This window comes from Enterococcus sp. AZ071, assembly GCF_050499065.1.
Taxonomy (GTDB): domain Bacteria; phylum Bacillota; class Bacilli; order Lactobacillales; family Enterococcaceae; genus Enterococcus_A; species Enterococcus_A ferrettii.
In genome coordinates this window covers 326807-349484 of record NZ_JBIPAS010000001.1, presented here as the reverse complement: position 1 = coordinate 349484, position 22678 = coordinate 326807, and the positions used below count along the sequence as shown (strand labels likewise).

At 36.8% G+C, this 22678-nt stretch carries 19 protein-coding genes and 1 other annotated feature; of the genes, 3 read left to right on the top strand and 16 right to left on the bottom strand.

The window, feature by feature from the left end:
• Positions 1 to 39: 39 nt before the first annotated feature.
• Entirely contained in the window at positions 40 to 1389 is a 1350-nt protein-coding gene (locus IGI49_RS01650) for an FAD-binding oxidoreductase (protein WP_207702251.1), read from the top strand.
• 159 nt (positions 1390 to 1548) lie between these two features.
• Here the strand turns inward: IGI49_RS01650 and IGI49_RS01645 are convergent, their stop codons facing one another.
• The 3 genes from IGI49_RS01645 to IGI49_RS01635 all read right to left on the bottom strand — a co-directional run bounded on the left by IGI49_RS01645 (position 1549) and on the right by IGI49_RS01635 (position 5065).
• The gene (locus IGI49_RS01645; RefSeq protein WP_207702250.1) at positions 1549 to 2862 is read right to left on the bottom strand and encodes an alpha-glucosidase/alpha-galactosidase; all 1314 of its coding nucleotides are present in this window, start codon (positions 2860 to 2862) and stop codon (positions 1549 to 1551) included.
• Positions 2863 to 2960: 98 nt separating this feature from the next.
• The gene (locus tag IGI49_RS01640; protein ID WP_207702249.1) at positions 2961 to 3785 is read right to left on the bottom strand and encodes an AraC family transcriptional regulator; all 825 of its coding nucleotides are present in this window, start codon (positions 3783 to 3785) and stop codon (positions 2961 to 2963) included.
• 293 nt (positions 3786 to 4078) lie between these two features.
• Positions 4079 to 5065 (bottom strand): YhdH/YhfP family quinone oxidoreductase, encoded by a 987-nt coding sequence (locus IGI49_RS01635; RefSeq protein ID WP_207702248.1) that lies wholly within the window; start codon positions 5063 to 5065, stop codon positions 4079 to 4081.
• A gap of 105 nt (positions 5066 to 5170) precedes the next feature.
• On the opposite strand from IGI49_RS01635, the gene IGI49_RS01630 reads away from it, so the two are divergent.
• The gene (locus IGI49_RS01630) at positions 5171 to 5599 is read left to right on the top strand and encodes a MarR family winged helix-turn-helix transcriptional regulator (RefSeq protein ID WP_207702247.1); all 429 of its coding nucleotides are present in this window, start codon (positions 5171 to 5173) and stop codon (positions 5597 to 5599) included.
• 235 nt (positions 5600 to 5834) lie between these two features.
• Here the strand turns inward: IGI49_RS01630 and IGI49_RS01625 are convergent, their stop codons facing one another.
• From IGI49_RS01625 to IGI49_RS01580, 10 genes are all read right to left on the bottom strand, one after another.
• Positions 5835 to 6665: an HAD family hydrolase gene (locus IGI49_RS01625; protein ID WP_207702246.1), complete on the bottom strand. Its 831-nt coding sequence runs from the start codon at positions 6663 to 6665 to the stop codon at positions 5835 to 5837.
• 17 nt (positions 6666 to 6682) lie between these two features.
• On the bottom strand, positions 6683 to 7429 hold the full coding sequence (locus IGI49_RS01620) for a DeoR/GlpR family DNA-binding transcription regulator (RefSeq protein WP_207702245.1): 747 nt from the start codon (positions 7427 to 7429) through the stop codon (positions 6683 to 6685).
• 137 nt (positions 7430 to 7566) lie between these two features.
• Positions 7567 to 8343: an HAD family hydrolase gene (locus IGI49_RS01615; RefSeq protein ID WP_207702244.1), complete on the bottom strand. Its 777-nt coding sequence runs from the start codon at positions 8341 to 8343 to the stop codon at positions 7567 to 7569.
• A 223-nt stretch (positions 8344 to 8566) separates the two neighbouring features.
• Positions 8567 to 9433, bottom strand: coding sequence for a helix-turn-helix domain-containing protein (locus IGI49_RS01610; protein ID WP_207702243.1), 867 nt, complete (start codon positions 9431 to 9433; stop codon positions 8567 to 8569).
• Between the two features lie 305 nt (positions 9434 to 9738).
• Positions 9739 to 10845 (bottom strand): 5-methyltetrahydropteroyltriglutamate--homocysteine S-methyltransferase, encoded by a 1107-nt coding sequence (locus tag IGI49_RS01605; RefSeq protein ID WP_207702242.1) that lies wholly within the window; start codon positions 10843 to 10845, stop codon positions 9739 to 9741.
• Positions 10846 to 10985: 140 nt separating this feature from the next.
• Positions 10986 to 11226 (bottom strand) — a binding site (T-box leader).
• A 276-nt stretch (positions 11227 to 11502) separates the two neighbouring features.
• Positions 11503 to 12327: a carbohydrate ABC transporter permease gene (locus tag IGI49_RS01600; protein WP_242704368.1), complete on the bottom strand. Its 825-nt coding sequence runs from the start codon at positions 12325 to 12327 to the stop codon at positions 11503 to 11505.
• Positions 12328 to 12349: 22 nt separating this feature from the next.
• Positions 12350 to 13264, bottom strand: a complete 915-nt coding sequence (locus IGI49_RS01595) for a carbohydrate ABC transporter permease (protein WP_207702240.1) — start codon at positions 13262 to 13264, stop codon at positions 12350 to 12352.
• Between the two features lie 22 nt (positions 13265 to 13286).
• Complete coding sequence (locus IGI49_RS01590) at positions 13287 to 14561, bottom strand: ABC transporter substrate-binding protein (protein ID WP_207702239.1); 1275 nt, start codon at positions 14559 to 14561, stop codon at positions 13287 to 13289.
• Positions 14562 to 14726: 165 nt separating this feature from the next.
• A complete protein-coding gene (locus IGI49_RS01585) occupies positions 14727 to 16835 on the bottom strand; it encodes a glycoside hydrolase family 36 protein (protein WP_207702238.1) in 2109 nt (702 codons plus the stop codon).
• A 42-nt stretch (positions 16836 to 16877) separates the two neighbouring features.
• Entirely contained in the window at positions 16878 to 18278 is a 1401-nt protein-coding gene (locus IGI49_RS01580; protein ID WP_207702237.1) for a glycoside-pentoside-hexuronide (GPH):cation symporter, read from the bottom strand.
• A 220-nt stretch (positions 18279 to 18498) separates the two neighbouring features.
• Here IGI49_RS01580 and IGI49_RS01575 point away from each other — a divergent pair, with 220 nt between their 5' ends.
• Positions 18499 to 19650 carry an ROK family transcriptional regulator gene (locus tag IGI49_RS01575; protein ID WP_207702236.1) on the top strand — a complete coding sequence of 384 codons (1152 nt, stop codon included), beginning with the start codon at positions 18499 to 18501 and terminating at the stop codon, positions 19648 to 19650.
• Between the two features lie 298 nt (positions 19651 to 19948).
• On the opposite strand, the gene IGI49_RS01570 is transcribed toward IGI49_RS01575, so the two are convergent.
• Genes IGI49_RS01570 through IGI49_RS01560 form a run of 3 tightly spaced genes read right to left on the bottom strand, consistent with a single transcriptional unit; the run spans position 19949 to position 22667 of the window.
• Positions 19949 to 21019: an ABC transporter substrate-binding protein gene (locus tag IGI49_RS01570; RefSeq protein WP_207702235.1), complete on the bottom strand. Its 1071-nt coding sequence runs from the start codon at positions 21017 to 21019 to the stop codon at positions 19949 to 19951.
• Positions 21016 to 21861: an ABC transporter permease gene (locus IGI49_RS01565; RefSeq protein ID WP_207702234.1), complete on the bottom strand. Its 846-nt coding sequence runs from the start codon at positions 21859 to 21861 to the stop codon at positions 21016 to 21018. Before IGI49_RS01565 ends, IGI49_RS01570 begins: the two co-directional genes overlap by 4 nt.
• A complete protein-coding gene (locus IGI49_RS01560) occupies positions 21861 to 22667 on the bottom strand; it encodes an ABC transporter permease (protein WP_207702233.1) in 807 nt (268 codons plus the stop codon). The genes IGI49_RS01565 and IGI49_RS01560 overlap by 1 nt, the downstream gene beginning before the upstream one ends.
• Between the last annotated feature and the right edge of the window lie 11 nt (positions 22668 to 22678).

Here is a 22678-nt window from a genome sequence, read left to right as displayed (position 1 = left end):
TTGATTAAGCAACAAATACAGCGAGATGGAGGGTTTAATATGGAAAAAGCTCTACCAGAACTACCAGCTTCTCTGAAAAATGTTGCAGTATTCCCTGAAGACAGTCGTTATGACAAAGTACGGTCAAATGATTATAAAGTTGGTCATCCGAAAGTGGTGATCTTGGCAGAAACAGAAGAACAAGTAATTGACGCAGTGAACTATGCAGCGAAAATTAATCAGGAACAACAGATGAATTTCCCCCTTTCTATAAAAAGTGGCGGGCATGGATTGTCCGCCACATCAGTGAACGACGAAGGAATGGTTTTAGATCTTTCGCAGATGAATCAAATTACTATCATTGATGAGGAAAAGAGGCTAGTCAAAATACAGGCAGGTGCTCTTTGGGGAGATGTCGCTCAAAAGCTGACTCCTCACCACCTAGTCATTTCCAGCGGCGATCATGGCGATACTGGTGTAGGTGGATTGGCTGTATCTGGTGGAATGGGCATCCTTTTGCGTTCCTTTGGGCTCACAATTGATAAAGTGGCTGGTGCCACAATAATTACAGCTGATGGGAAAAAACATTGGGTAGATAACGAGAACGAACCTGAGCTTTTTTGGGGCATCCGAGGCGGTGGTGGACAATTAGGTGTCGTCACCGAGTTTTTATTCCATGCAGATAAAGCGGTCCCAACAGATTCTGGTTTCTCTGTTCCGATTGTCGTGCAAACAGTTGATTACTCTATCGATCATTTGCCAGCATTTATTGAAGCCTGGCATCAATGGTTCGATACTTCCTCGACAAAATTAACCAGTATTTTACTGTTGAATGCTGGTGATGATGACACGATCGTTGCTCAGGGAAGAAATTTTTGGTATGGAGATGACTCTTCTCAATCTAGAGAGGTTTTTGAAAAAGCCAATAAGCTGGGTGAAGTGTTGGAGGAAAACCAAAAATCTATGGAATACTCAGATTTTGTTCGAGCTCAGCATACCCCTCTTGAAGGAAAGAATACTGCCTACGGAAGAAATATTTTGGTCAAGCATATTTCTGAAAATGTTGCGAAAGAAATTCAATATTTACTTGATAAACCCTTTGTCTATGGCGTGGAGCTTCGTTCTCTTGGTGGTGCTGTTAATCAGCCAACCTCTTATTTTAACGCCTGGTCCTACCGTCAAGAAGAGATTATGATTGCCTATTGGTTTGATAAGAATTATGCCGAAGAAGCTAATAATCTATTTCAACCGTTCCTTCAATTTGGTACAGGGATATACGGTGCTTATTCTAGTGATGAAAGCTCAACAGAGACTCATCATGTTTGGAAGGGTGAAGCTGCTGAAAAGTTAAGGGCTTTGAATAAAAGATATGATCCTAATCAACTATTTACTCAGAATCGAAAGCTGTAGAATCCAATTTGATCGTAATGTACGAACCTAAGGAAATTCCTTGGGTTCTTTTTGTCCTCTAGCATAAAAGACCTAGCAGCTGCTAAGTCCATTACAATGCCTATATTTAACCCTAAAATAAGAGACTGGGCACTATGCCCAGTCTCTTAGTCTTTCTGATTAATCTTTGTATTTTGGCAAATAATCGCCATGAGCTTCAATCAAATCATCCACCAGATTTTTGATATCTTCCAAGGATAGTTCAGAAGCCAAATGTGGATCAAGGTAAGCCGCCTGATAGATTTTTGATTTATCTAAGGTTAAGGCCGCTTCTACCGTTAACTCTTGCACGTTAATATTCGTTCGGTTCAATGCTGCCAACTGAGTTGGCAAGTCACCAACATAGGTAGGCTGCACGCCGTTTTTATCTACTAAGCAAGGTACCTCAACACAGGCATCCGCTGGTAAATTAGTGATAAGCCCTTTGTTCAGTACATTACCAGCAATAACCGATGGTGTTCCAGTGACGATAGAGTCCATAATATAAGACGCATATTCTCGACTTCTCGTATGTGTCAGATCGCCATTGTTTACGATATCCTCACGCATAGTTTCCCAATCAGCAATCTGCTGTTCGCAACGGCGCAGGTATTCATCCAGCGGAATCGCCAGCTCTTCGATTAGTTCTGGGTATTTAGACTTGATGAAATACGGATGGTACTCTGCATTGTGCTCGCTGGATTCAGTTATATAGTAGCCAAAGCGTTTCATTAATTCAAACCGGACTGAATCGGAATGAGGGTTCGCTTTTTCAGCAGCCAATTTACGAATAGTTGGATAGAAATCTTCTCCATTGTGTGTGATCTCCAACAGAAACGCCATATGGTTGATTCCAGCAATTTTCCATTGAAATTCATTTAAATCATATTGGTCAGTAATTCCTAAATGTTCAAACAGCTCTGGTACACAGACTTGAACGCTGTGGCACAAACCAACTGCTTTAATCTTCGTTTCCTTCAAAATCCCCATCGTCAGCATCGCCATTGGATTCGTATAATTCAGTAACCAAGCATCTGGACACAGCTCTTCCATTTCTTTAGCAAACTCAAGCATGACCGGTAAAGTCCGCAAGGTTCTGAAGATTCCACCGATTCCCATGGTATCGCCAATCGTTTGCTGAAGGCCATATTTTTGAGGAATCTCAAAGTCGATCACCGTTGAAGGTTTGTAGCCTCCCACCTGGATGGCATTAATTACAAAGTCCGCATCTTTTAGTGCTTCTCTGCGATCCTGATAAGAAACAATATCCGCTCGGTTGTCGTTGGCATTCTTGTTAATATTTTTAAGCATTAGTTCTGACTCATTTAGTCGTTTTTCATTAATATCATAAAGTGCAATGTGGGCATCTGACAAACTTGGTGTCAGCATAGCATCTCCTAAAACATTTTTCGCAAAAATTGTACTGCCTGCTCCGATAAAAGTAATTTTGACCATTTTGTTCGCTCCTTCGTTTATTGATACTCTTAGTATAAAAGAACAGGAGCTAAATGAAAGCGCCCTATTTCGGGAATAGGGTACATTTTCTTAGGTATCTATTTACGGTACTCTGAAGGAGATACCTGGAATTTCTGTTTAAAGGCTCGGGTAAAGGAGTGTCTGTTTTGGTACCCGACAGCTTGGGAAATCTCTTCAATGCTTGCATCTGTGGTCATTAGCAGCATGCTCGCCTTGTTCATGCGGTAGCTTTTTAAGTATTCCATTGCCGTTAACTGCAGCTCACTTTTGATAACCTGACTAAAGTAAGTAGGGTGCAGATACATGGATTTGGCAATCTCTTCAATCGTAAGATTTTCTCGGTAATAATTATTTTTAACATATAGAGCAAACAGCTCACTATACCTTTTTTCCAAAGTTCCGGCATGAGTAGCCTCATAGTCTGTGTCGCCTTTAAAAGAAGCAAAAATTTCTAAAAACTTAGCTTGATTAAACAGCTTTTGATTGTAGCGTGAAAAATCCAATTCCATGAAACCTTCAATTTTCTTTTGAATTTCTGTTGTTGCTGTAGCACTCCCTGTGTAATGATTGGGTTGCCAGCCATGAGCTTCCAAAATCTTTTCTACTTCACTTCCCCCAAATCCGAACCAATAGTATTCCCATGGGTCTACCAGATCGGCTTGGTAATCGATCAATTCGTTGGGGCGAATCAAGAAAAAATCCCCTTGGCCTAAATGATAAGTTTTTTGATCAACCTTATAACTGCCCTTCCCCCTCACGACAAAGTGAATCAGGTAGTTTTCCCGCAAGGATGGACCGAAGCGATGACCTCTGCTGCATACCTCATGACCGACATTGAAGCAAAAGAGGTCGGAGAAGCAATCTTCCTTAAAATAAATATCCTTAAAAGATTCTGAACTCATGTTTTGCCTCCAGTGGTTGTTATTGCTTACTGATTAATCCTTCTTACTGCATATTTCTGTCTAAAATTCACTAATACCAACAAACTACTAAGATGGTGATGATTCATCATTACAGACGATCAGCTGATCATCAGCCTTTCTAGCAGTTTCCTTTTTTACCTTAGTGAGTATTTCTTTTATAGTATTCATCTATTATATCAGTCACTTAGTCCCTAAACAAAAGCAGGAACAGTTTAACTACCGTCTGAAAAAAATAAAGAGCGACCAGTTGCAGTCGCTCACATTTTCGTTGATTAAATTTTTACAATACTTCTGCCTAAATGATTCCCCTGCTTCAACGCGTCAATCGTGTCAGACAGATTATCCAAATCAGTCTCTTGAAAAACTGCTTGATCAGCAATATTCCAGACAGACGCCATTTTGTTCCACATTTCAATTCGCTTTTCTCCAGAAATATTGACAGAATCAATCCCTAAAAGTTTCACTCCTCTTAAAATGAAAGGTAATACCGTTGTTGTCAGCTTAATCCCTCCAGCATTTCCGCAGAGTGACATTGCACCATCATAATAAATGTATGGAATCAACTTCGAAGCAACCTCTCCACCCACAGTATCTAACACAAAATGATACTGTTGTTTCTTTACAGGCCGCGGACTATCATCAATACTTTCGGATAAGATGACCTCAGAGGCTCCCAGCTTTTTAGCTACCTCGATCTGTCTTTCTTTTCTAACCAACGCAATAACATTTTTATATCCTGCTTTGACCAGCATTTGAAGGGCTAAACTTCCCACACCACCTGTTGAACCAGTGACTACTATCTTTTGCTCCAATGCGGAATTCATTCCATTGCTTTCCAATGCAGCAATAGATAAAGCTGCCGTCAAGCCAGCTGTTCCGAAGATCATAGCCTCTTTTAGGTTTAATCCTTTAGGCAAGGGAATAACCCATTCGCTAGGCACTCTGGCATACTGAGAAAAGCCGCCGGTATGTGTCATTCCCATTTCAAAGCCGGTAACTAATACCTCTTCCCCCTCTGAAAAACGAGTACCCTTCGCTTCCACCACTGTACCACTTAAATCAATGCCTGGAATCATTGGATAGTTGCGAATGACTCCACCTTTTGCTTGAACCGCCAGCATATCCTTGTAGTTAACGGAAGAATAGTTTACTTGAATGAGTACTTCTCCTGAAGATAAATCATCCAGAGTTACTTTTTCAACGCCAAAGCCTATACCTTGTTCTGTTTCATTTACGACTAATGCTTCAAATTTTTCCATTTCAATTTCACTTCCTAAACAAAATAGTTTTGTTACAAAAATATTTTCATTTAAAACTTATCATGCTAGTATGGTCTTGTCAATAAAAATCGAAGGAGCGCGTCAATGAAAATCGAAGAATGCATTAATTTCTTACTTAGTGTGAGTCAACACAAAGTATTCAAACATTATAGTCAGCTTTTAGAGGAACAAGGGGTTACTCCAGCTCAAGCTGGTATCCTAAGCTGCCTTTGGAATAAAGGACAACTCACGCCCAAAAAAATTGCCGAAGCTTTGCATTTAGAAGCTCCGACCATTTCTGGAATTCTTGATAAAATGCAAAAATTGGAATTAATTGAAAGAGAAGTTGATCCGAATAATCGACGAGTCGTGCTGGTCTCTACTACAAAGAAAGCTGACAACATGCAATCAGCTATTGAAAGTGTCACCCAAAGACTGAATGATGACGTACTTTCTGCCTTTTCTGATGAAGAGTCCCAACTATTAAAAAAGTTGCTGGAGAAGCTCATCTCTGTGGAACTGACGTCTTCTTAATTACCGGGTTGCTTCGTAGAAAAAAAATATCGGAAAAGAAGCCGCCTTCTTTTCTCCGATATAGTAAATTTTCGCGTGATTTTGTTTAGAAGTTCTATTGATAGTCCACTCAGCTTTGTCAGCAAGTTCATTTGAACTGATTTCATTTTTCTTAACGTTGCCATTAACTATGAAGAAAACGTGTTACCATAGCTCTGGCTTTATTTTTTCGTAACTAATCACAGGTGTAGATTTCTCATCCAATCACGTATTTTTTGATTGCGTCAGAAGCCCCATTGTGATTATTTGTCGTCGTTTCAACCTTTGCACTGTTTTTGACTTTTTCAGGTGCATTTCCCATTGCTACCCCTAGTCCAGCCAATAACAGCATTGGGATATCGTTATAATTGTCACCAATTGCCATTGTATTTTCTAAGGAAATTTGAAAGTAATTTGCTACTTCAATTAACGCTAATTCCTTTGATACTGCCTGGTGAGTAACCTCCAAATAGTTCTCTTTTGATAGATAAAAAGCACTTTCCTCCAGGTCAATTTCTTGGCAAAATTGCTGCAGTCGTTGAACATCTTTCGTTTCTCCTATCAACAAAAATTTGTGTATAGGTGTCTCTTTGTCATCAATCAGCTGTTTGAAACTCTTTTGAATCGGCTCTTCACCCGTTATGTCTGCTTCACTTCTTGACCATTTATCCAATGTCTCAACATACCAATTCTGATTGGAATATAAGCTGATAGATATTTGTGGAAAATTTTGCTTCACCGCTTTTACTAATCGGTGTACGTCCCGCTTATCTAAGCTATGTGTGAAAATTGGTACATAGCCTTTTTCGGGTTCATTTTTCATAATCAATGCGCCATTATAGCTGGCGATTGGATCGTCTGTTATCCCTAGCTGCTGAGCAAGTGGGATAATTCCTTTTGGAGATCGGGCAGAAGCTAGTACAAAGGGAATTCCTTCCTTCTTCAATTCACTGACCTGTCGCCTTAAATCACTGTCTATCTGATGATTGCTATTCAGAATTGTGCCATCAATATCACTGATAACTAGCTTGATTTTCTTACGATTCATTTTGTTCGCCTCCCGTTTTATACGATTATTTTCGACTGTTTTTTGAATAATGCTAACTGTTTTTCATCAGGCATTTTATCGGTAATAAAGTAATCAAAATCTTTTACTTTACCAATGGCATAGGTGGAAATCTGTTCAAATTTAGCTTGTTCTGCCAATAGAATCTTTGTTTCAGCATGTGGAAATACCTTCCTTTTCACCTGTGCATCCTCTTCATCTTCAAAGCGAACGTATCCATCCTTTAACCCGGCTGCTCCTATAAAAATGGCATCAAAATAGATATTTTCTAAAACACTTATTTCAGCTAAAGAATGAAAAAAACGATGCTTAGGAAAAAATTTTCCACCTAAAAGATGACAAGTGACTCTCGGATTAGTGCTTAAACTATTTGTAACATCGAGTGAATGCGTATAAATCACTACTTCTTTTTCAATTCGTTCAGCTAAATTCGAAGTAATACTAGAAACATCTAGAAAATACGTTCCACCTGTTTTGATCAATGCAGCGGCCTTTTTAGCGATGGCCTTTTTTTCTGGTCCAGATTCCTTAAGTCTTATACTTAGAGGAGAAATCTCATTTTCTTGGGTAGTCGACATAATGCCGCCATGGGTCCGCAATGCTTTCCCTTCACTCGCTAAGATACTGAAATCTCTGCGAATAGTATCTCTTGAAACGCCGAAATGAGTCATCATTTCTTTCGCAGATAAAGATTCCTTTTCCTTCAACAGCTGTTGAATTTCGCGTAACCGCTTTTCTTGATACATCTCCTCACCTCATTTATAGTTTAACACACAATAAGTGTTTATAATGTTTTGTATGTATTTATAAGTGATTTAATTGCCAAAAAAAAGGTAAGCCCTATTGACTTACCTAGCTGTCCATTCTGTTTCAATCAATCCATTTATCCAATCCATCCGAACCTCTTGCAGGCGTTGAATATTCCATCCTCCACATTGGCCTGAGTGACATAATCTGCCTTCTCCTTCAGCTCAGCCGTCGCATTGCCCATAGCAATATTAGTCCATTGAGGGTGGAACATTACTAAATCATTGGTATCATCACCAAAAACAACCACATCTTCGATATTCCCATTTATCTTCCTCATCATGTCAATAATTCCAGTGTATTTGTCATCATACTGGAACATCAAGTACTCAGGAACAAAGCGCAGATTGCCTAGGCTATCCTTTAAAGTCAATTTCTCTTCTTCCTCTTTAGGAATTGAAAGATAGATTTTATAAATCGTATCTAAGCTGTTGAAATTCAACTCCGGATCAATTACATACTCTGTTGGTTCTTGACGTTCTCCAACCTGCTCAACAAACCGGTTATCTTTAGCCCACACCTTAATAGAATCATCCAGCATCAGCAGCACACCATACCCTAATTCATCTGCCTGATTAACAATTGCTCGTGCTTTTTCTGTATCTAAGGGACGGTTATGCAACAATTCATGCTCATAAACCAATGCACCTCCACCCGCACAGACCATATTCTGCAGTTCCATTTCCTTCATAAAAGTGATTGCTTTATAATGAGCTCGTCCAGTAGCTATTGCGACAAAATGACCATTTTCCTGCAGCTGCTTTAGTGCTTCTGCCGCACTAGGAACTACTTGGTTAGTTTGTCGATCGGTTAATGTTCCATCAATATCGAAAAAAAAGTATTTCTTATTCAAAAAAATCCTCCTTCTGTGCTGTTTATTCAGCAACACTGCATCCCCGCTATTATAGCACGAAAGAGAGAGCAGATTCTCCGCCTCTTAACAGAATAGACAAGGAATTTCTATTGGTATCCAAAGTTCCTGTCGTTGTTTCAAATAAAAAAAGCTGAGAAAAAATAAACTCTTTTTCTCAGCCCCATTTTCAAAGGAACAACAGCTTTAGCTAAACGCTCAAGAATCAGACCACAAGCTTCTGGCGAACACTGATCCAGATTTCAGATACCTCTTGCGCATGTTCCAAGCCATCTCCTGGAAAAACCTCAAGCTGATAGTCATTATTCGGTTCATAATCCGAGGTGGGAAAAAACTCTGAATATATTTTTCTGAAAATTTCTTCATTAGCCTCACTCTCGCTTAAATCTACACACCGAAATATTATCCAGTCAGCAGCTGGAATTTCACGTAAAAGGTACCCATCGGGAATATGCTTTCCTTCATATGGCGTCCCTATATAATATAAATAACGGAAGCCGTCAAAAGAAGAACCATCTGCTAATCCTATAATGGGCCTTTCACTTATCGCAGAATATTCTTTGAGCTTGCTTATAGTACCATCACTATAGCTTTTATCCCAGAATTCAGAAACCTGAACATTGTCAGCTTTTTGATACTCAGCCCTAGAAAGAAGACAAAATGCTGGCTTCTTTTCAATTCGATAGTCCATTATGCTTCCGCCTTCCAATATTACCTTGATGTATAATTTGGAAAATGCTCTGAGATTGGCTCCCGGTTTACGTGCAGCGGAGGGGGTAATTCCATGAAATTGCTTGAAAGCGCGAGAAAAGCTCTCTGGTGTATCATATCCGTATTTCAAAGCCATATCGATAACTTTACATGCATCCGTTTGTAATTCATTTGCTGCTAACGTAAGCCGACGGTAGCGAATATATTCAGAAATAGTATGACCACTTAAAATATGGAATACTCGTTGAAAGTGAAAGGCAGAAGAGTTTGCAACCTTTGAAAGTTCAATTATGTCCATATCGTCTAAGAGATTCTGTTCGATGTAGTCAATCGTTCGCTGTATCCTAGTAATCCAATCCATCATCTCAACTCCTCGTAAATCAAGTATAAGTGACGAATTAGGAGAATTCACGACATTTTATGCTTTTTACTGTTCGTTTTTAAACACCCAATAATTAGAAATGGATCCAGCTGGAATTCTTGCACGCTCCACAAAGGAAAATTCAAAAAAATATAGATGAATAAATGCCGGATATATCAAATGAACACTTAAAAATTACTCGCTTATTTTTCTTCATTAAAAAGCCGTTAAAATCTAAAAAAGATTTTAACAGCTTTTTTGTTTTATTGAAGAGTCCTTTGATTCAGCCTCTTATTTGCCTTTATTTATGCATCTTCCCAAACTTCTTTAGCTACTTCAATCACTAAAGCAAGCTTCGCCCATTGATCTTCTTCTGTCACTTTATTCCCTTCATGAGTCGACGAAAAACCACATTGAGGACTTAAACACAACTGATTAAGAGGCACATACTGAGTGGCTTCTTTAATTCGCAGCTTTAGTTGTTCTTTGTCCTCTAGCTTTGGCGTTTTTGTTGTAATTAACCCCAGCACCAAATACTGTTCTCCAATATTTGCCATCGGCTCAAAGCTGCCAGAACGTTCATCATCGAATTCTAAAAAGAATCCATTAAATTGAGAAATGCCTAATAAACGCTTAGCAATTTTATCGTAGGATCCATTGTATAACCAGTGAGATTGAAAGTTTCCTTTACAAAAGTGGAAGGTCACTGCTAAATCCTCAGGTTTTTTGGAAAGAACGGCTTCCGTAATATCACCAAATTTTTGAATTAATTCATCTGGATCGTATCCATTTTGAGTGATCATTCCTCTGAATCGCTCATCAAATAATCCACCCCAACTAGTATCGTCCAATTGCAAATAACGACATCCTGCATCATAGAATGCTTGAATTGCTTCTTGATACGTATGAATCAAATCTTTCTCAAATTCTTCAACCGTTTGATAGACAGGGTTCTCATTGTATTGCTTAGATAGAATGAATGAATCCAAGAAAATCATATTTGGTCCAGGAATTGTTTGCTTAGCAATTGCTTCTCCTGCATGAACATTTGTAAATTTGAAATGCTCCAAAAATGGGTGGTTCTTGTCAAACGATAATTTATCACTCACGTAGGTTCCCTGGGCTTCAGTTGTCACACCAAAAGCCGTCGTTGTAAAATCATAAACAGTAATGCCGTTCAAACCGGCAATAAAATCAAGATGCCACCAACGACGACGAAACTCTCCATCAGTTACTGCTTTTAATCCAACCTTTTTTTGCTTTTCAATCACTTTAATAATTTCAGTGTCTTCTACCTGAGTAAGCTCTGCCTTTGTGATTTCCCCATTTTTAAATTTCTCTCTCGCTTCTTTTAACGCCTTCGGTCGAAGCAAACTTCCTACTTGATCAAATCGAAACGGTATTTTTGCCATTTTTTGTAACACTCCCTTTTTTGTTTTTTGTGATTATTGACGTTGTCGCTAATTTTTGAGTGGCGAACTACTTGCATCCTTAAACCTTGTCAACCTACGAAAATCAGGAATGACAAAAGCCCTTAGACATCTTAAAGACATCTAAGGGCAAATTAGCTGCGTTACCACCTTATATTGCAGTGCTTTCGCAAGTCACTGCCTCGATCAGTACCCAATTTATGGAGACTGCTTGCCTTTTAACGGGGCATCCCGTACCTTCTTACTTATCAGAAGATCCACTCAAAAGCCATTTTCAAATTAAATTCTTTACGTCTCTTTTCAGCAGCCGAGACTCTCTGTTGCAAAAGGATTTAACTTTACTTTCTTTTTCATCGTGTTTATTTATTTTTTAATACCATAGCAAATACTTCTCATGATTGTCAATTATTATTTTAAAAGAAGCTCTTTTCTTTTGCTTAAAATCCTTCTGCTATCTAAAAAAAGGGAACAACTACTAACACTATTCCTAACAGATCTAGCATAAAATTCCTCGTATTATTAGCTTTCCTACATCTTTTTGCATCCGTTTGTTTAAATGCTTTTAAGAAGTATCTCAGCAATATTTGCACCTCTTATTAAAATTATAATATCCAGCAATTCTAACTCCATATCCGTGTCCTATCCTTTTACTGAACCACTTGCCAAACCTGCAATAAAATATCTTTGTAAAAATAGAAATAAAACAGTTACTGGAATTAATGCAATTACAGAAGCTGCCATAAGCGCTCCCCAATCGACAGTATTAGTTCCTTTAAACAGCATTATTGCTGGAGTCAATGTACGATATTGTTCCCTTGAGATAAAAATATACCCAAACATAAACTCGTTCCATGCATTAATAAACGCGTATAACCCGGTTGAGATAATTGTTGGGAGTGAGATTGGTAAAATTATCTTAAACAAAATTTGAATTCTGTTATAGCCATCTATTTCTGCTGCTTCTTCTAATGCTTTTGGTACTGAATCAAAAAAACTACTCATCATAAACGTACACATTGGAATAACGAATGTCGTGTATGCTAGTATCAACGAGATATAAGAATCTAATACTCTTAAATTGCGCATGATAATATACAATGGTACTAACAATAAAACTCCTGGAATCATTTGTGACAAGAGCATAAACAAATTAGCAAATTTCACAATTCTCAGTCTAAAAAATCTACTAAAAACATAACCTGCACATATAGAAATCACTAAAGAAATTAGACAAGAAATGGTTGACACAATTAAACTATTTTTTATATATGTTACAAATCCCGCATCAAAAAGTACTCTTTGAAAATTTTCAAATGTTGGGCTTTTTATAATAAAAGTGGGCACTGTCGCTCGAATTTCGTTAATCGGCTTTAATGATGAAATTAGCATCCACAAGAACGGGAACAAGCAATAAATTGAAAGTAGTATCGCTAATAGATATATACCTACTTTGCTTTTTTTCATAATCATTCTCCTAACTAATGATTTAGGCATTGTCGTCGCTTTTATTTTTGATTTTTAAATATATGACAAAACATATCGTCATTGAAATCATCAATAATGTGGACAATGCGGACGCTGCACCAACATCAAATTTTTGCATAGAATATCTATATATCAGAAGTGGGAGAGTTTGTGTAGCATAATTTGGTCCCCCTTGTGTCATCACCCAAATAAAGTCAAAATTGATTGCCGTCCAAATTAAATGCATAAAAATGATTATTATCGAAGTAGATTTTAGTTGTGGCAGTGTCACATGAAGAAACTGCCTCACCTTTCCTCCTCCATCAATTGAAACTGCTTCATAGAGTGACTCTGGGATTGTTTGAAGCGCCGCGAGAAATGAGATAGTAAAATATGGAAAGGATCTCCAAATGTTCACAAATATTACGGTACCCAAAGCATATTTGGGGTCTCCTAAAAAATTTATTGGTGATTCGATAATTCCTATCTTACTTAGAGCATAATTAACGATTCCGTAATCAGGATTCAACATCCAACTCCAAGTCATACCTGCAACAATAATGGGTACTAACCAAGGAATAAACGTGGCTATTCTAAAAAAAGTACGTCCATAAAATTTTTTATTAAGAAGTATTGCACTACCTAATCCAATAATATATTCCCCGCAAACTGAAGCAATAGTCCATATACAGGTATTTATTAATGCGGGTAAAAACCTTTCATCTCTCATAACTTTAGAAAAATTATCAAAATAGGCGAAACCTGATATTTCATCATTTATTAAGTGTACATTGAAAAAAGAATCATAAATTACTTTTCCTAGTGGGTATCCAATTAATACAAAAAGAAAGAGTAAGGCTGGGAGTAACATCAACAACGAAAATCTGAACTCTTGTTTTGAATTTTTCTTACTATCTAATTTTTTTTTCGTCTCCATAAAATATAATTCTCCTTACCTATTAGTCGCCATACTCTCCATTCTCTTTTAATGACTGATTGATTTCGTGTGATAACCATCTTACAACTTCTTTAGAACTCATATCTTCCTGCAACGCTTTTGCTAAAGCATCAATCATATTTTGCGATATATTACTTAACGTGACAGGTGGAAATGAAATACTATTATCCATCAGTTTTTTATACTCTGTATCCCATTTAGTATCTGTAAACACATCATTTCTTGGCGAACGATCTTGAAATGCTTGAGATTGATAGCTTTTTGACGCGAGTACTTTTGCTAATTCAATTGCTCCCTTCCTGTTTTTTGCTCCTTTTAAAACTAATAATGGTTTAGCTTCAAGATAGGTTGCATTCTTCCCTTTTTCTGGGCGAGGAATTGGTTGAATACTCACATCTTGCATTTCTTTTGTGTTTGATTTTTCTCTTTCCTGTAACCAATTTCCAGTTACATAAGAGCTGCTGATTCCAGTTGCAAAGTTCTCATCCGTTTCTTCCCAGCCCCAATTTGCCGAATGTGGACTTACAATACCTTTACGAACCAATTGTTTATAAAATTCAAATACTTTTATTGCTTTATTAGTATCATCATCACTTTCCAACCAAGTATTTTTGAACTTTCCATCACCTTGATCTTCTGCAATTTCCAATCCATATTGTGCGAAATACACAATCATTTCTTGCGGACAACGTACGCCCTTTCCAGCAATAGAATATGGATACTTTCCAGATTCATTTTTGAAATCCGACATCTTCAATAGATCTTCCCATGTTTCAGGAATCTGGTAGCTACCGTCCTCAAACGCTTTATCATGTACTAAATAAGCCCTTACTGTTGCCTCATAGGGGATTCCTACAACTTTATCACCTACTGTCATAGCGTCAACAACGGATTGAGCAAAATATTTCTTTTCAGACCAGTTATCAAATTCGTCTGTAATATCATCAAGAATATTCATGCTGTTAAATTCACCCACGAACTCTGGCAATCCCCAAACAAGGTCAGGAACATTTCTTCCAGCTGCACTTGCTAAAATTTTGTCGTGCATCATATCATAAGTAAAATTTGTATGATTAACTACATAGCCTGTTTCCTTTTCAAATTCTTTAATAAACTTCTTTGTGATTTTTTCGGTTGGCTGCCCTTCAGTATAAGCTGTCCACATTTCAATAGTCTTTTTATCTTTCGAAGTATCGTTGGAAAAAGAACATGAGGAACAAAAAAATAGAAATGTGCCTAATAGCATGCTTAGTAAGAATTTTTTTTTCTTGTTCATAAGAAATCCTCCTGATTCCTAATACTAAAAACGACATTACAAAATAGAACTATTTCTTTAAATCTGAAAGGCATTCAAATCCTAAAAGAAAAATTCTAATTTGTAATGTCATAAACAATAGCATTATGGTGTCCGACTCAAAACATAAATTGATGCTAGTTCGACCTATTTATTAACCTTATAAAGCCTAGCCATTTTGTCATTTGAAAATAGAACATTCAATTTATGTTTTGAAAATTCAAAATCAGAATTATCATCGTTTTCAGGATATGGGTACAATACTTCAACTGAAGAAATTTCATCTTCAAAATCAATCGTAAATTGATTACTCAAACTTTCAGTTCTCCATACACCTAAATAATAGGATTCATCAGTCTCTAAGGCAAAAGTGAACCATGGATCATCTAGTTTAGGTATTCCTGTCAACCATCTTGGCAATGCTTTGGGTATCACATTCCGAATATCTTTGTATACATCCAATCCTTGTTTAACTAATTCTAATCGTTTTGGACTCAACTCAGCCAAATGCCCGCTTTGATGAATTCTAAACAGCATCGCGTTCACCATGTTAAAGATAACTTCTTCACTGTCACCTTCAGAAAGCGGATAAGACCAAATTGCAGCTTGTTCTGGTGTTACACCACTGCTTGAAATGGCGGCGATTGCACCATTTCTTAAATAATCAGTCTGATCAGTCACAGACTGAATGCTGTGTCTAGATAACATCATGTAATCATGACGCATACCACCACTTCCGCAGTTCTCAATAATCAAGTCAGGATATTTTTCAAACACTTTATCTAACCATTTAATATATGCACGATTATGTTGAAGCAAACCATCACTTGGACTGTCCGCGTTTAAATCAGTTCCAATTCCTGCTGTGATATTGTAGTCCATTTTTATATATCCAACTTTATAATCACTAATTAATCGATCAATTACTGAGCTTGCGTACTCTCTTACTTTCGGATTTCTAAAATCCAAATGATAACGACTATGGTCCTTTACTCTAATACCATGTCGACAGATAAACCAATCATCAGGTAGTGAATTCGCAAGATCACTATTGATTCCCATTACTTCGATTTCTAACCATAACCCTGGAACCATTCCTTTATCCCTAATATATTGGATCACTTCTTCAATTCCTCCGGGAAAACGTTCTTTAGAAGGCAACCATTCTCCAACATTGTCCCACCAAAAACCGTCTGAATACCATCCACAATCTATTACATAATATTCACAACCAACTTCAGCAGCTTTATCAATCAATGGTTTCTCTACTTCTGTTGTAGGATCACCCATCAGACAATTCATGTAATCATTGAAAATGATTGCACACTTTTCATTATCCTCATTTGGACGTCGAATAGCTCTTCGATAACTCGTTAACTCTTTCATAGCCTCATTAAAATCTCCAATAACTGATCCGTAAGCTACTGTTACTGTTTCAAACGAATCGCCATTATCTAACGATTTCCACCAGTGATTTGTAGGTTCTGTTGGACCAAAACCTCTAAACTGTAAAGTATTTCCATTCCCACAATCGCCTAATTCCCAGTACCACTCGCCATTATTTTCAATTTGCCAAAAGCTAACCATATTCGTAAATGGATTATGGATAACCGCTTGAGGACTGTATTGAGAACATGAGAACGAACAATTACTCAAAGCGGAAATAACTTTTGTGGAATTTTGAATATGTTCTCCATCAAGACGATACTCTAACCCAAATTCTTTTAAAGTTCCCTTTTCCCATTGAAGCTCACCTTGCCATGAATTATGTGGTAAAAATAGAATATTGTCAGTATAAGGTTGAAACACTTCGCCATGATTAAGATTGTTGATGTTGATCGAACTAATGTACTCTACACCAATTTTATTCCCAATATTTTCTAGTTTTGTTTTCCATTTAAATACATTCGTGCCTATAACATTACTGATTGTAGTAACCGTTTTTAAATGAGTTTTTCCATCATTATACACTTGAGTAACAAAAATTAAATTTTCCTTCCGCTCAATAGATTCAAATTCCAAAGCAGCTCCAATTTCACTATTGCCGATTCTGTTCCCTTTGTGTTCAGGTTGATTGTAACCCGTGATTTGAACTTCAACAATGTTCCCCATTTCAGTTACTACAGGATCAAGTTTTGATATTTCTGGGTTTTCTTTCGCGGAAAAATTAACCAATCGCAACTTGTTTTCGCTAGTTAAGACAAACATAATATTAGTATCTTCAAAAATAAAAGTGTATGTTTTTTCGATATTCATAACTATCCTCCATTAAAGTGTTATAGTATTAATTTTGAGAAACTATGCTTCTTTAGAATTAGATTTTCTACTTTGTAAATCAGCAATTATTGATGGGTATAATTTATCAAGCTTGTAAATTCCTAGTACCAATAGGCTTACAACTCCGGCAATAGCTGGCATTCCAATAAACAAGAACTTAATTGCTGAAACTGCAGAATCTGGTTGAATATCACTAAATCCTAATGCCCCATTATATTTACTAGCACTTAATACCCCGCCAATTATTGCTGTTACAACTCCAGCACCAACTGTTCCTGTAAATCCTTGCATACTGAATGTTAGTCCCTCAAAACGCGTATGAGAAGTCCATTCTCCGTATTCAACAGTATCACCAAGCATCGCGTAATATACTGCAATTTGACAGCCGTAGCCAATACCACGTAGTATGGAAGTTAAAATTAACATAGTTGTGTTCTCAGTAAATGGTAATAAAATTGCATAACTTGCTAGGATAATTACCCAACCTAACAAGGTAGTATAGCGTTTTCCTAATCTTTTTACGATAAATGGCATGATGAAGAACGAAGCAATACAAGGAATAATGTAAGCAGAGTTCATAATTCCAATCATGTCACTTCTGTGTAGAACAGCTTTACAATAATAAGTATTTACTGTACTGATGGCTTGAAAGAAAACATTGGTTGTAATTCCCAATACAACAACAAAATACCAATATTTATTCTTTAGGATAGATTTAATCCCATCCATCAAATTAACTTTCTCTTGCTTTTCTTCTTCCGTCTGTACAACCCGCTCTTTAGTTCCTAAGAAACAAAGGAAGAATAGTAATCCTGCGATAGCTCCAAATATAGCATAAACTATTCCCCAAGCTGCTCTTTCTCCAAACCTATTTCCGAAAAAGCCAACCAATGGTAAGGTGCATGCTGTAATAATTAAACTAGCTATCTGTGCGAATAATTGTCTAAAAATATTCAACAGAGTTCTTTGATATTGATCTTGAGTCATTAATGTACTCAATGCTCCATACGGTAAATTTATAAATGCGTAAACTGTCATCAATATATTATAGCTAACAAAAATATAAACAATTCTAGCTTTCTCCGAAAAATCCGGTACTGCAAATAATGCAAAAATCGCGATTGCAAATGGAATTGCTAAATTAAGCATCCATGGTCTAGCTTTTCCGTATTTTGATTTAGTCTTGTCAACTAGACCACCAACGATTAAATATACAATTGCATTTATCACTCGAGAAATTAAAAATATAGTCCCAATTACTGCCGCATTTACCTGAACAATATCTGTGTAATAATACATAATAAAAGCACCCATAGACGCCCACACTACATTACTGGCTGCATCACCAAAACCATAAGCAACCTTTTCTTTAAAATCGAGATTTTCCCCAATCATTTTTACTTTCTTTTCCGAGATTTCCACACTAATTCCACCTTTCGTTCCATAAAAACCTTTTCATTTGTAACAACTAAGTAATGATTGATCTCCCTTCTTGATATTTGAATAAACCAGTATTTATGATAAAATAAAATCAATCCAGTTAGTTAATATACTTTACTAACTATAGTCGTATAGTAATCCACCAAGTTTAGTTTGTCAAGCGCTTTCTAAAAGTTTATACTAATTATTCGAGGTGTTGAAAATGCATAAAACTAATTTAGACATAAAAGAAAATAATGAAGCTGTAATTATCAAAGCTATTATAGAATCAAAATCGATTTCTAGAGCACAACTTTCTGTATTAACTGGACTTACTAAACCATCAGTCACTACAATTACTAAACGACTTTTGGATTCTTCGTTAATTGAGGAACACGAAATTGGTACCCCTAGTTCTCTTGGAGGACGCAAGCCCATCATGCTAAAATTCAATCCGAAATCTGCTCTTAGTATTGGTATTAATATTAGAGAGGATGGATTCGACGGAACTCTTAACTTTCTTGATGGCGCTGTTATTGATCATTTTAGCAAAAATAAAATTACTATTTCTGAAGAGAACACATTACAAGAACTTGTCGCAATGCTAAATATGTTCTTCTTGAATCTACCAAGTACTCCACACGGTGTAATCGGAATTACTATCAGTATTCATGGAACAGTAGAAAATAATAAAATAATTTTTGTACCACATTATAGTCTGGATTCCATTGATCTTGTTGAGGAAATTTCTAAAATTTTTATGGTTCCAGTTTATCTAGAAAATGGCGCGAATCTTGCTGCCTTGGCTGAATATGCTTTCTCCACAAAATATGACAATTTGATCAGCTTAAATGTTTATGGAGGTATCGGTGCAGGAATTATAGAGAAAGGTGAATTATTGATCGGCCACAACGGACAAGGTGGAGAAGTTGGACATACAACACTGTACCCTAATGGGAAGCTCTGTCCTTGTGGAAACCATGGATGTTTAGAACAATACGCAGCTAATGATATTGTTATTAGTACGATAGAAAAAAAACTACAACGAAAGTCTATTTCACTTTCGGAAGTGAAAGATTTATACTACCAGAATAATCAAATCGTGGTAAATAGTATTAATGAAATGGCTTATCATTTAAGTATCGGTGTACAATCCTTGGTTGCTATTATTGCTCCAGATATCATTTTCTTAAATAATCCTCTCAGCAAAGAAATACCTGAGATTTTAAAGATTTTAAATGATCATCTATCTAGTCGATTTTCAAAAGACACAACAGTTTTAAATAGCCCTTTAGGATATAATGCTATTCAATTAGGCACTACAATAAATAACACACAAAGATTTCTTAATGTAAAGAATCTTAAGTTTATTTAATACTGAAGTATATTATTTTCACTAGTAGTGCAAAGATCAAAAACCACCAAAATCCTTAGCTATCTAGACAAAAAAAGACCTTTCCATGAATAAATATAGTTCAAAAAACGTCACTTCAGGAATAGATTTCTTCCATCAATTTTAATGAATTGCCAGAAGAAATCAAAAAAAGAGCACATTCATTATTTGAATGTACTCTCCTTTAAGTGATATTCAATTTTTAGCTAATAGCAGTTAAAATGGTAACTTTTCTTACTTTGTATCAATGATTTTAAGCCATTTTTACTGAGTTTTGCCATTATTTCCGATACATCTTAAATTCTAAATACAAATCATTATAGATCTGCAAGTATTCTGGTCCTAAATCTTTATATACCTCTAAATGACTGATGGTTTCATCATCAGGATAGAATTGCTTGTCCTCGGAAATTTCTTTAGGCAGCATGCCCATAGCTACTTTGTTCGGTGTTGAATAGCCGATGTATTCTGCATTTGCTTTAGCATTTTCTGGGCGCAGCATGAAATTGATGAAGTCATAGGCTCCCTGTTGATTCTTCGATGTTTTGGGAATGACAATATTATCAAACCAAAGATTCGATCCTTCAGGTGGAATGATATAATGCAAATGCTCATTTTGCCCCATCATATCGGCAGCTTCTCCCGAAAAAGTTACCGCGACGGCACTCTCTTCATTGGCCATATACATTTTAATTTCATCAGCAACAATCGCTTTAACATTTGGTGTAAGCTGGTTCAGCTTATTAGTTGCTTGCTGCAGCTGTTCCATATTTTTACTATTGATAGAGTAGCCAAAGGTAGTCAAAGACAAACCCATAACTTCTCGGGCCCCGTCAATCAGCATGATATTGTTTTGCAGCTCGGGGCGCCACAAATCTTCCCAATGCTTAATTTTATCCCCATCAATAAACTTATCATTGTAAACAATACCCAACGTTCCCCAGAAATAGGGGATCGAATACTGGTTATTCTTGTCAAAATCCAAGTCTAAAAATCGGGGATCAATGTTTTCCAGCCCTTTAATCTTACTGTGATCCAATGGCAGCAGCAGCTTTTCTTTTTTCATCTTTTGAATCATGTATTCACTAGGAATCGTGATATCGTAGGAAGTACCACCTTGTTTAATCTTGGCTTCCATCGCTTCATTAGAGTCAAAGGTTTCGTAATTTACTTTATAGCCATACTCCTTTTCGAACTGTTTTAACAAATCAGGGTCAATATAATCCCCCCAATTATAAATATTCAGCACATTGGAGCTAGCGTTGCTGGCCCGATTTAAGCGAAAATCGAAGAAGGTCAGCAGTAAAATAATGGCAATAACGCCGATAAAGAGTGATTGCAGCTTTCTCATTTCAGTACTGCCACCTCCTCAAATTCTCGTTTACGTTTTTTGCCTTTCTTAGTGTTGTCGCGGCTGATAAAGTAATAGCCAATCACTAAGATTAACGAGAAGATAAAGACTAAGGTCGATAACGCATTAATTTCTAGGCTAATTCCCTGACGTGCACGAGAATAAATTTCCACAGATAAAGTAGAAAATCCATTACCGGTAACGAAAAAGGTAACAGCAAAGTCATCCAACGAATAAGTAAAAGCCATAAAGTAGCCGGCAATAATACCCGGTGTCAAGAAAGGCAGCACGATATTACTGAGTACTTGCAGATTGTTCGCGCCTAAGTCACGGGCCGCGTCAATCATTGAATCATTCATTTCCTGAAGCTTTGGCAGCACCATCAATACAACAATCGGAATACTGAAGGCAACGTGAGACAACAACACACTGATAAAGCCTAACTGAAAGCTGCGAAGATACCCTCCCAGCATAGTAAATAAAATCAAAAAGCTGGCCCCGATGATAACATCGGGAGAAACCATCAAGATATTATTTAAGCCCATCAGCGCATTCCTTGAACCACGTTTACGCGTATAGTAAATTGACATGGCGCCAAAGGTTCCAATCGCTGTCGCAATTAAAGCAGAAAGAAATGCCAAAACAAATGTTTGCAGCACAATACTAATTAAACGTGTATCGGAAAATAAAGTTTCATAATGTTCCCAAGTAAATCCAGTAAAGCTGGTCATAGTTCCACCAGCGTTAAAGGAATAAAAAATCAAATAGAAAATTGGCACATAGAGCAAGACGAACACCAAAACTAAATAGAGGTTCGACCATGAGAAACGTCTTTTTTTCATCAGGCACGCCCTCCTTTTCTGCGTTCACCCGTTAGCATCATGACAATAAACATTGCAAAAATCAAAATCACACCGATCGTTGATCCCATCCCCCAGTTTTGTGTAACCAGAAAGTGTTCTTCAATCGCCGTCCCCAGTGTAATTACTCGATTTCCTCCAATCAAACGTGTCAACATGAATAAGGAAAGAGAAGGAATAAAGACTGCTTGTACGCCACTTTTTACTCCGTTCATTGACAAAGGCAGAATTACCCGGCGGAAAGTCTCCACACTATTAGCACCCAAATCACGACTAGCACTAATCAAGGAAGGATTAATCTCCTCCAGCGCATTAAAAATGGGCATAATCATAAAAGGCAGCTCTATATAAGCCGCTACAAACATAAAGCTGAAATCAGTAAACAACAACTGTTTAGGCCCAATTCCAATAAAGGATAGAAATTCATTGATTGATCCATTCGTACTGAAAATACCAATAAAGGCATAGGCCTTCAGCAATAGATTAATCCATGTAGGCAAAACCACCAACAGCAGCAGCAATTGACGATGCTTCAGCTTAGAGAGGAAATAAGCAGTCGGATAACTAATCAGCAATGTCATTAAAGTAATCAAAAAAGCAAATAAAACAGAATTTAAAGTCATACCTAAATAAGTTTTTGAAGTTAAATAAGTATGGTAATTGCTTAAAGTAAAATTGCCATCCATATCAAAAAAAGATTGATAAATAATTAGAATCACTGGTGCAATAACAAAAAACAGCAACCAAAAATAGTAAGGGATCGAGTAAATTCGCCGCATGCTTCTCATAAATAGTCCCC

Coding starts and splice junctions, on each gene's coding strand:
- IGI49_RS01650 (WP_207702251.1), top strand. CDS start 40: ATGGAAAAAGCTCTACCAGAACTACCAGCTTCTCTGAAAAATGTTGCA.
- IGI49_RS01645 (WP_207702250.1), bottom strand. CDS start 2,862: ATGGTCAAAATTACTTTTATCGGAGCAGGCAGTACAATTTTTGCGAAA.
- IGI49_RS01640 (WP_207702249.1), bottom strand. CDS start 3,785: ATGAGTTCAGAATCTTTTAAGGATATTTATTTTAAGGAAGATTGCTTC.
- IGI49_RS01635 (WP_207702248.1), bottom strand. CDS start 5,065: ATGGAAAAATTTGAAGCATTAGTCGTAAATGAAACAGAACAAGGTATA.
- IGI49_RS01630 (WP_207702247.1), top strand. CDS start 5,171: ATGAAAATCGAAGAATGCATTAATTTCTTACTTAGTGTGAGTCAACAC.
- IGI49_RS01625 (WP_207702246.1), bottom strand. CDS start 6,665: ATGAATCGTAAGAAAATCAAGCTAGTTATCAGTGATATTGATGGCACA.
- IGI49_RS01620 (WP_207702245.1), bottom strand. CDS start 7,429: ATGTATCAAGAAAAGCGGTTACGCGAAATTCAACAGCTGTTGAAGGAA.
- IGI49_RS01610 (WP_207702243.1), bottom strand. CDS start 9,433: ATGGATTGGATTACTAGGATACAGCGAACGATTGACTACATCGAACAG.
- IGI49_RS01605 (WP_207702242.1), bottom strand. CDS start 10,845: ATGGCAAAAATACCGTTTCGATTTGATCAAGTAGGAAGTTTGCTTCGA.
- IGI49_RS01600 (WP_242704368.1), bottom strand. CDS start 12,327: ATGAAAAAAAGCAAAGTAGGTATATATCTATTAGCGATACTACTTTCA.
- IGI49_RS01595 (WP_207702240.1), bottom strand. CDS start 13,264: ATGGAGACGAAAAAAAAATTAGATAGTAAGAAAAATTCAAAACAAGAG.
- IGI49_RS01590 (WP_207702239.1), bottom strand. CDS start 14,561: ATGAACAAGAAAAAAAAATTCTTACTAAGCATGCTATTAGGCACATTT.
- IGI49_RS01585 (WP_207702238.1), bottom strand. CDS start 16,835: ATGAATATCGAAAAAACATACACTTTTATTTTTGAAGATACTAATATT.
- IGI49_RS01575 (WP_207702236.1), top strand. CDS start 18,499: ATGCATAAAACTAATTTAGACATAAAAGAAAATAATGAAGCTGTAATT.
- IGI49_RS01570 (WP_207702235.1), bottom strand. CDS start 21,019: ATGAGAAAGCTGCAATCACTCTTTATCGGCGTTATTGCCATTATTTTA.
- IGI49_RS01565 (WP_207702234.1), bottom strand. CDS start 21,861: ATGAAAAAAAGACGTTTCTCATGGTCGAACCTCTATTTAGTTTTGGTG.
- IGI49_RS01560 (WP_207702233.1), bottom strand. CDS start 22,667: ATGAGAAGCATGCGGCGAATTTACTCGATCCCTTACTATTTTTGGTTG.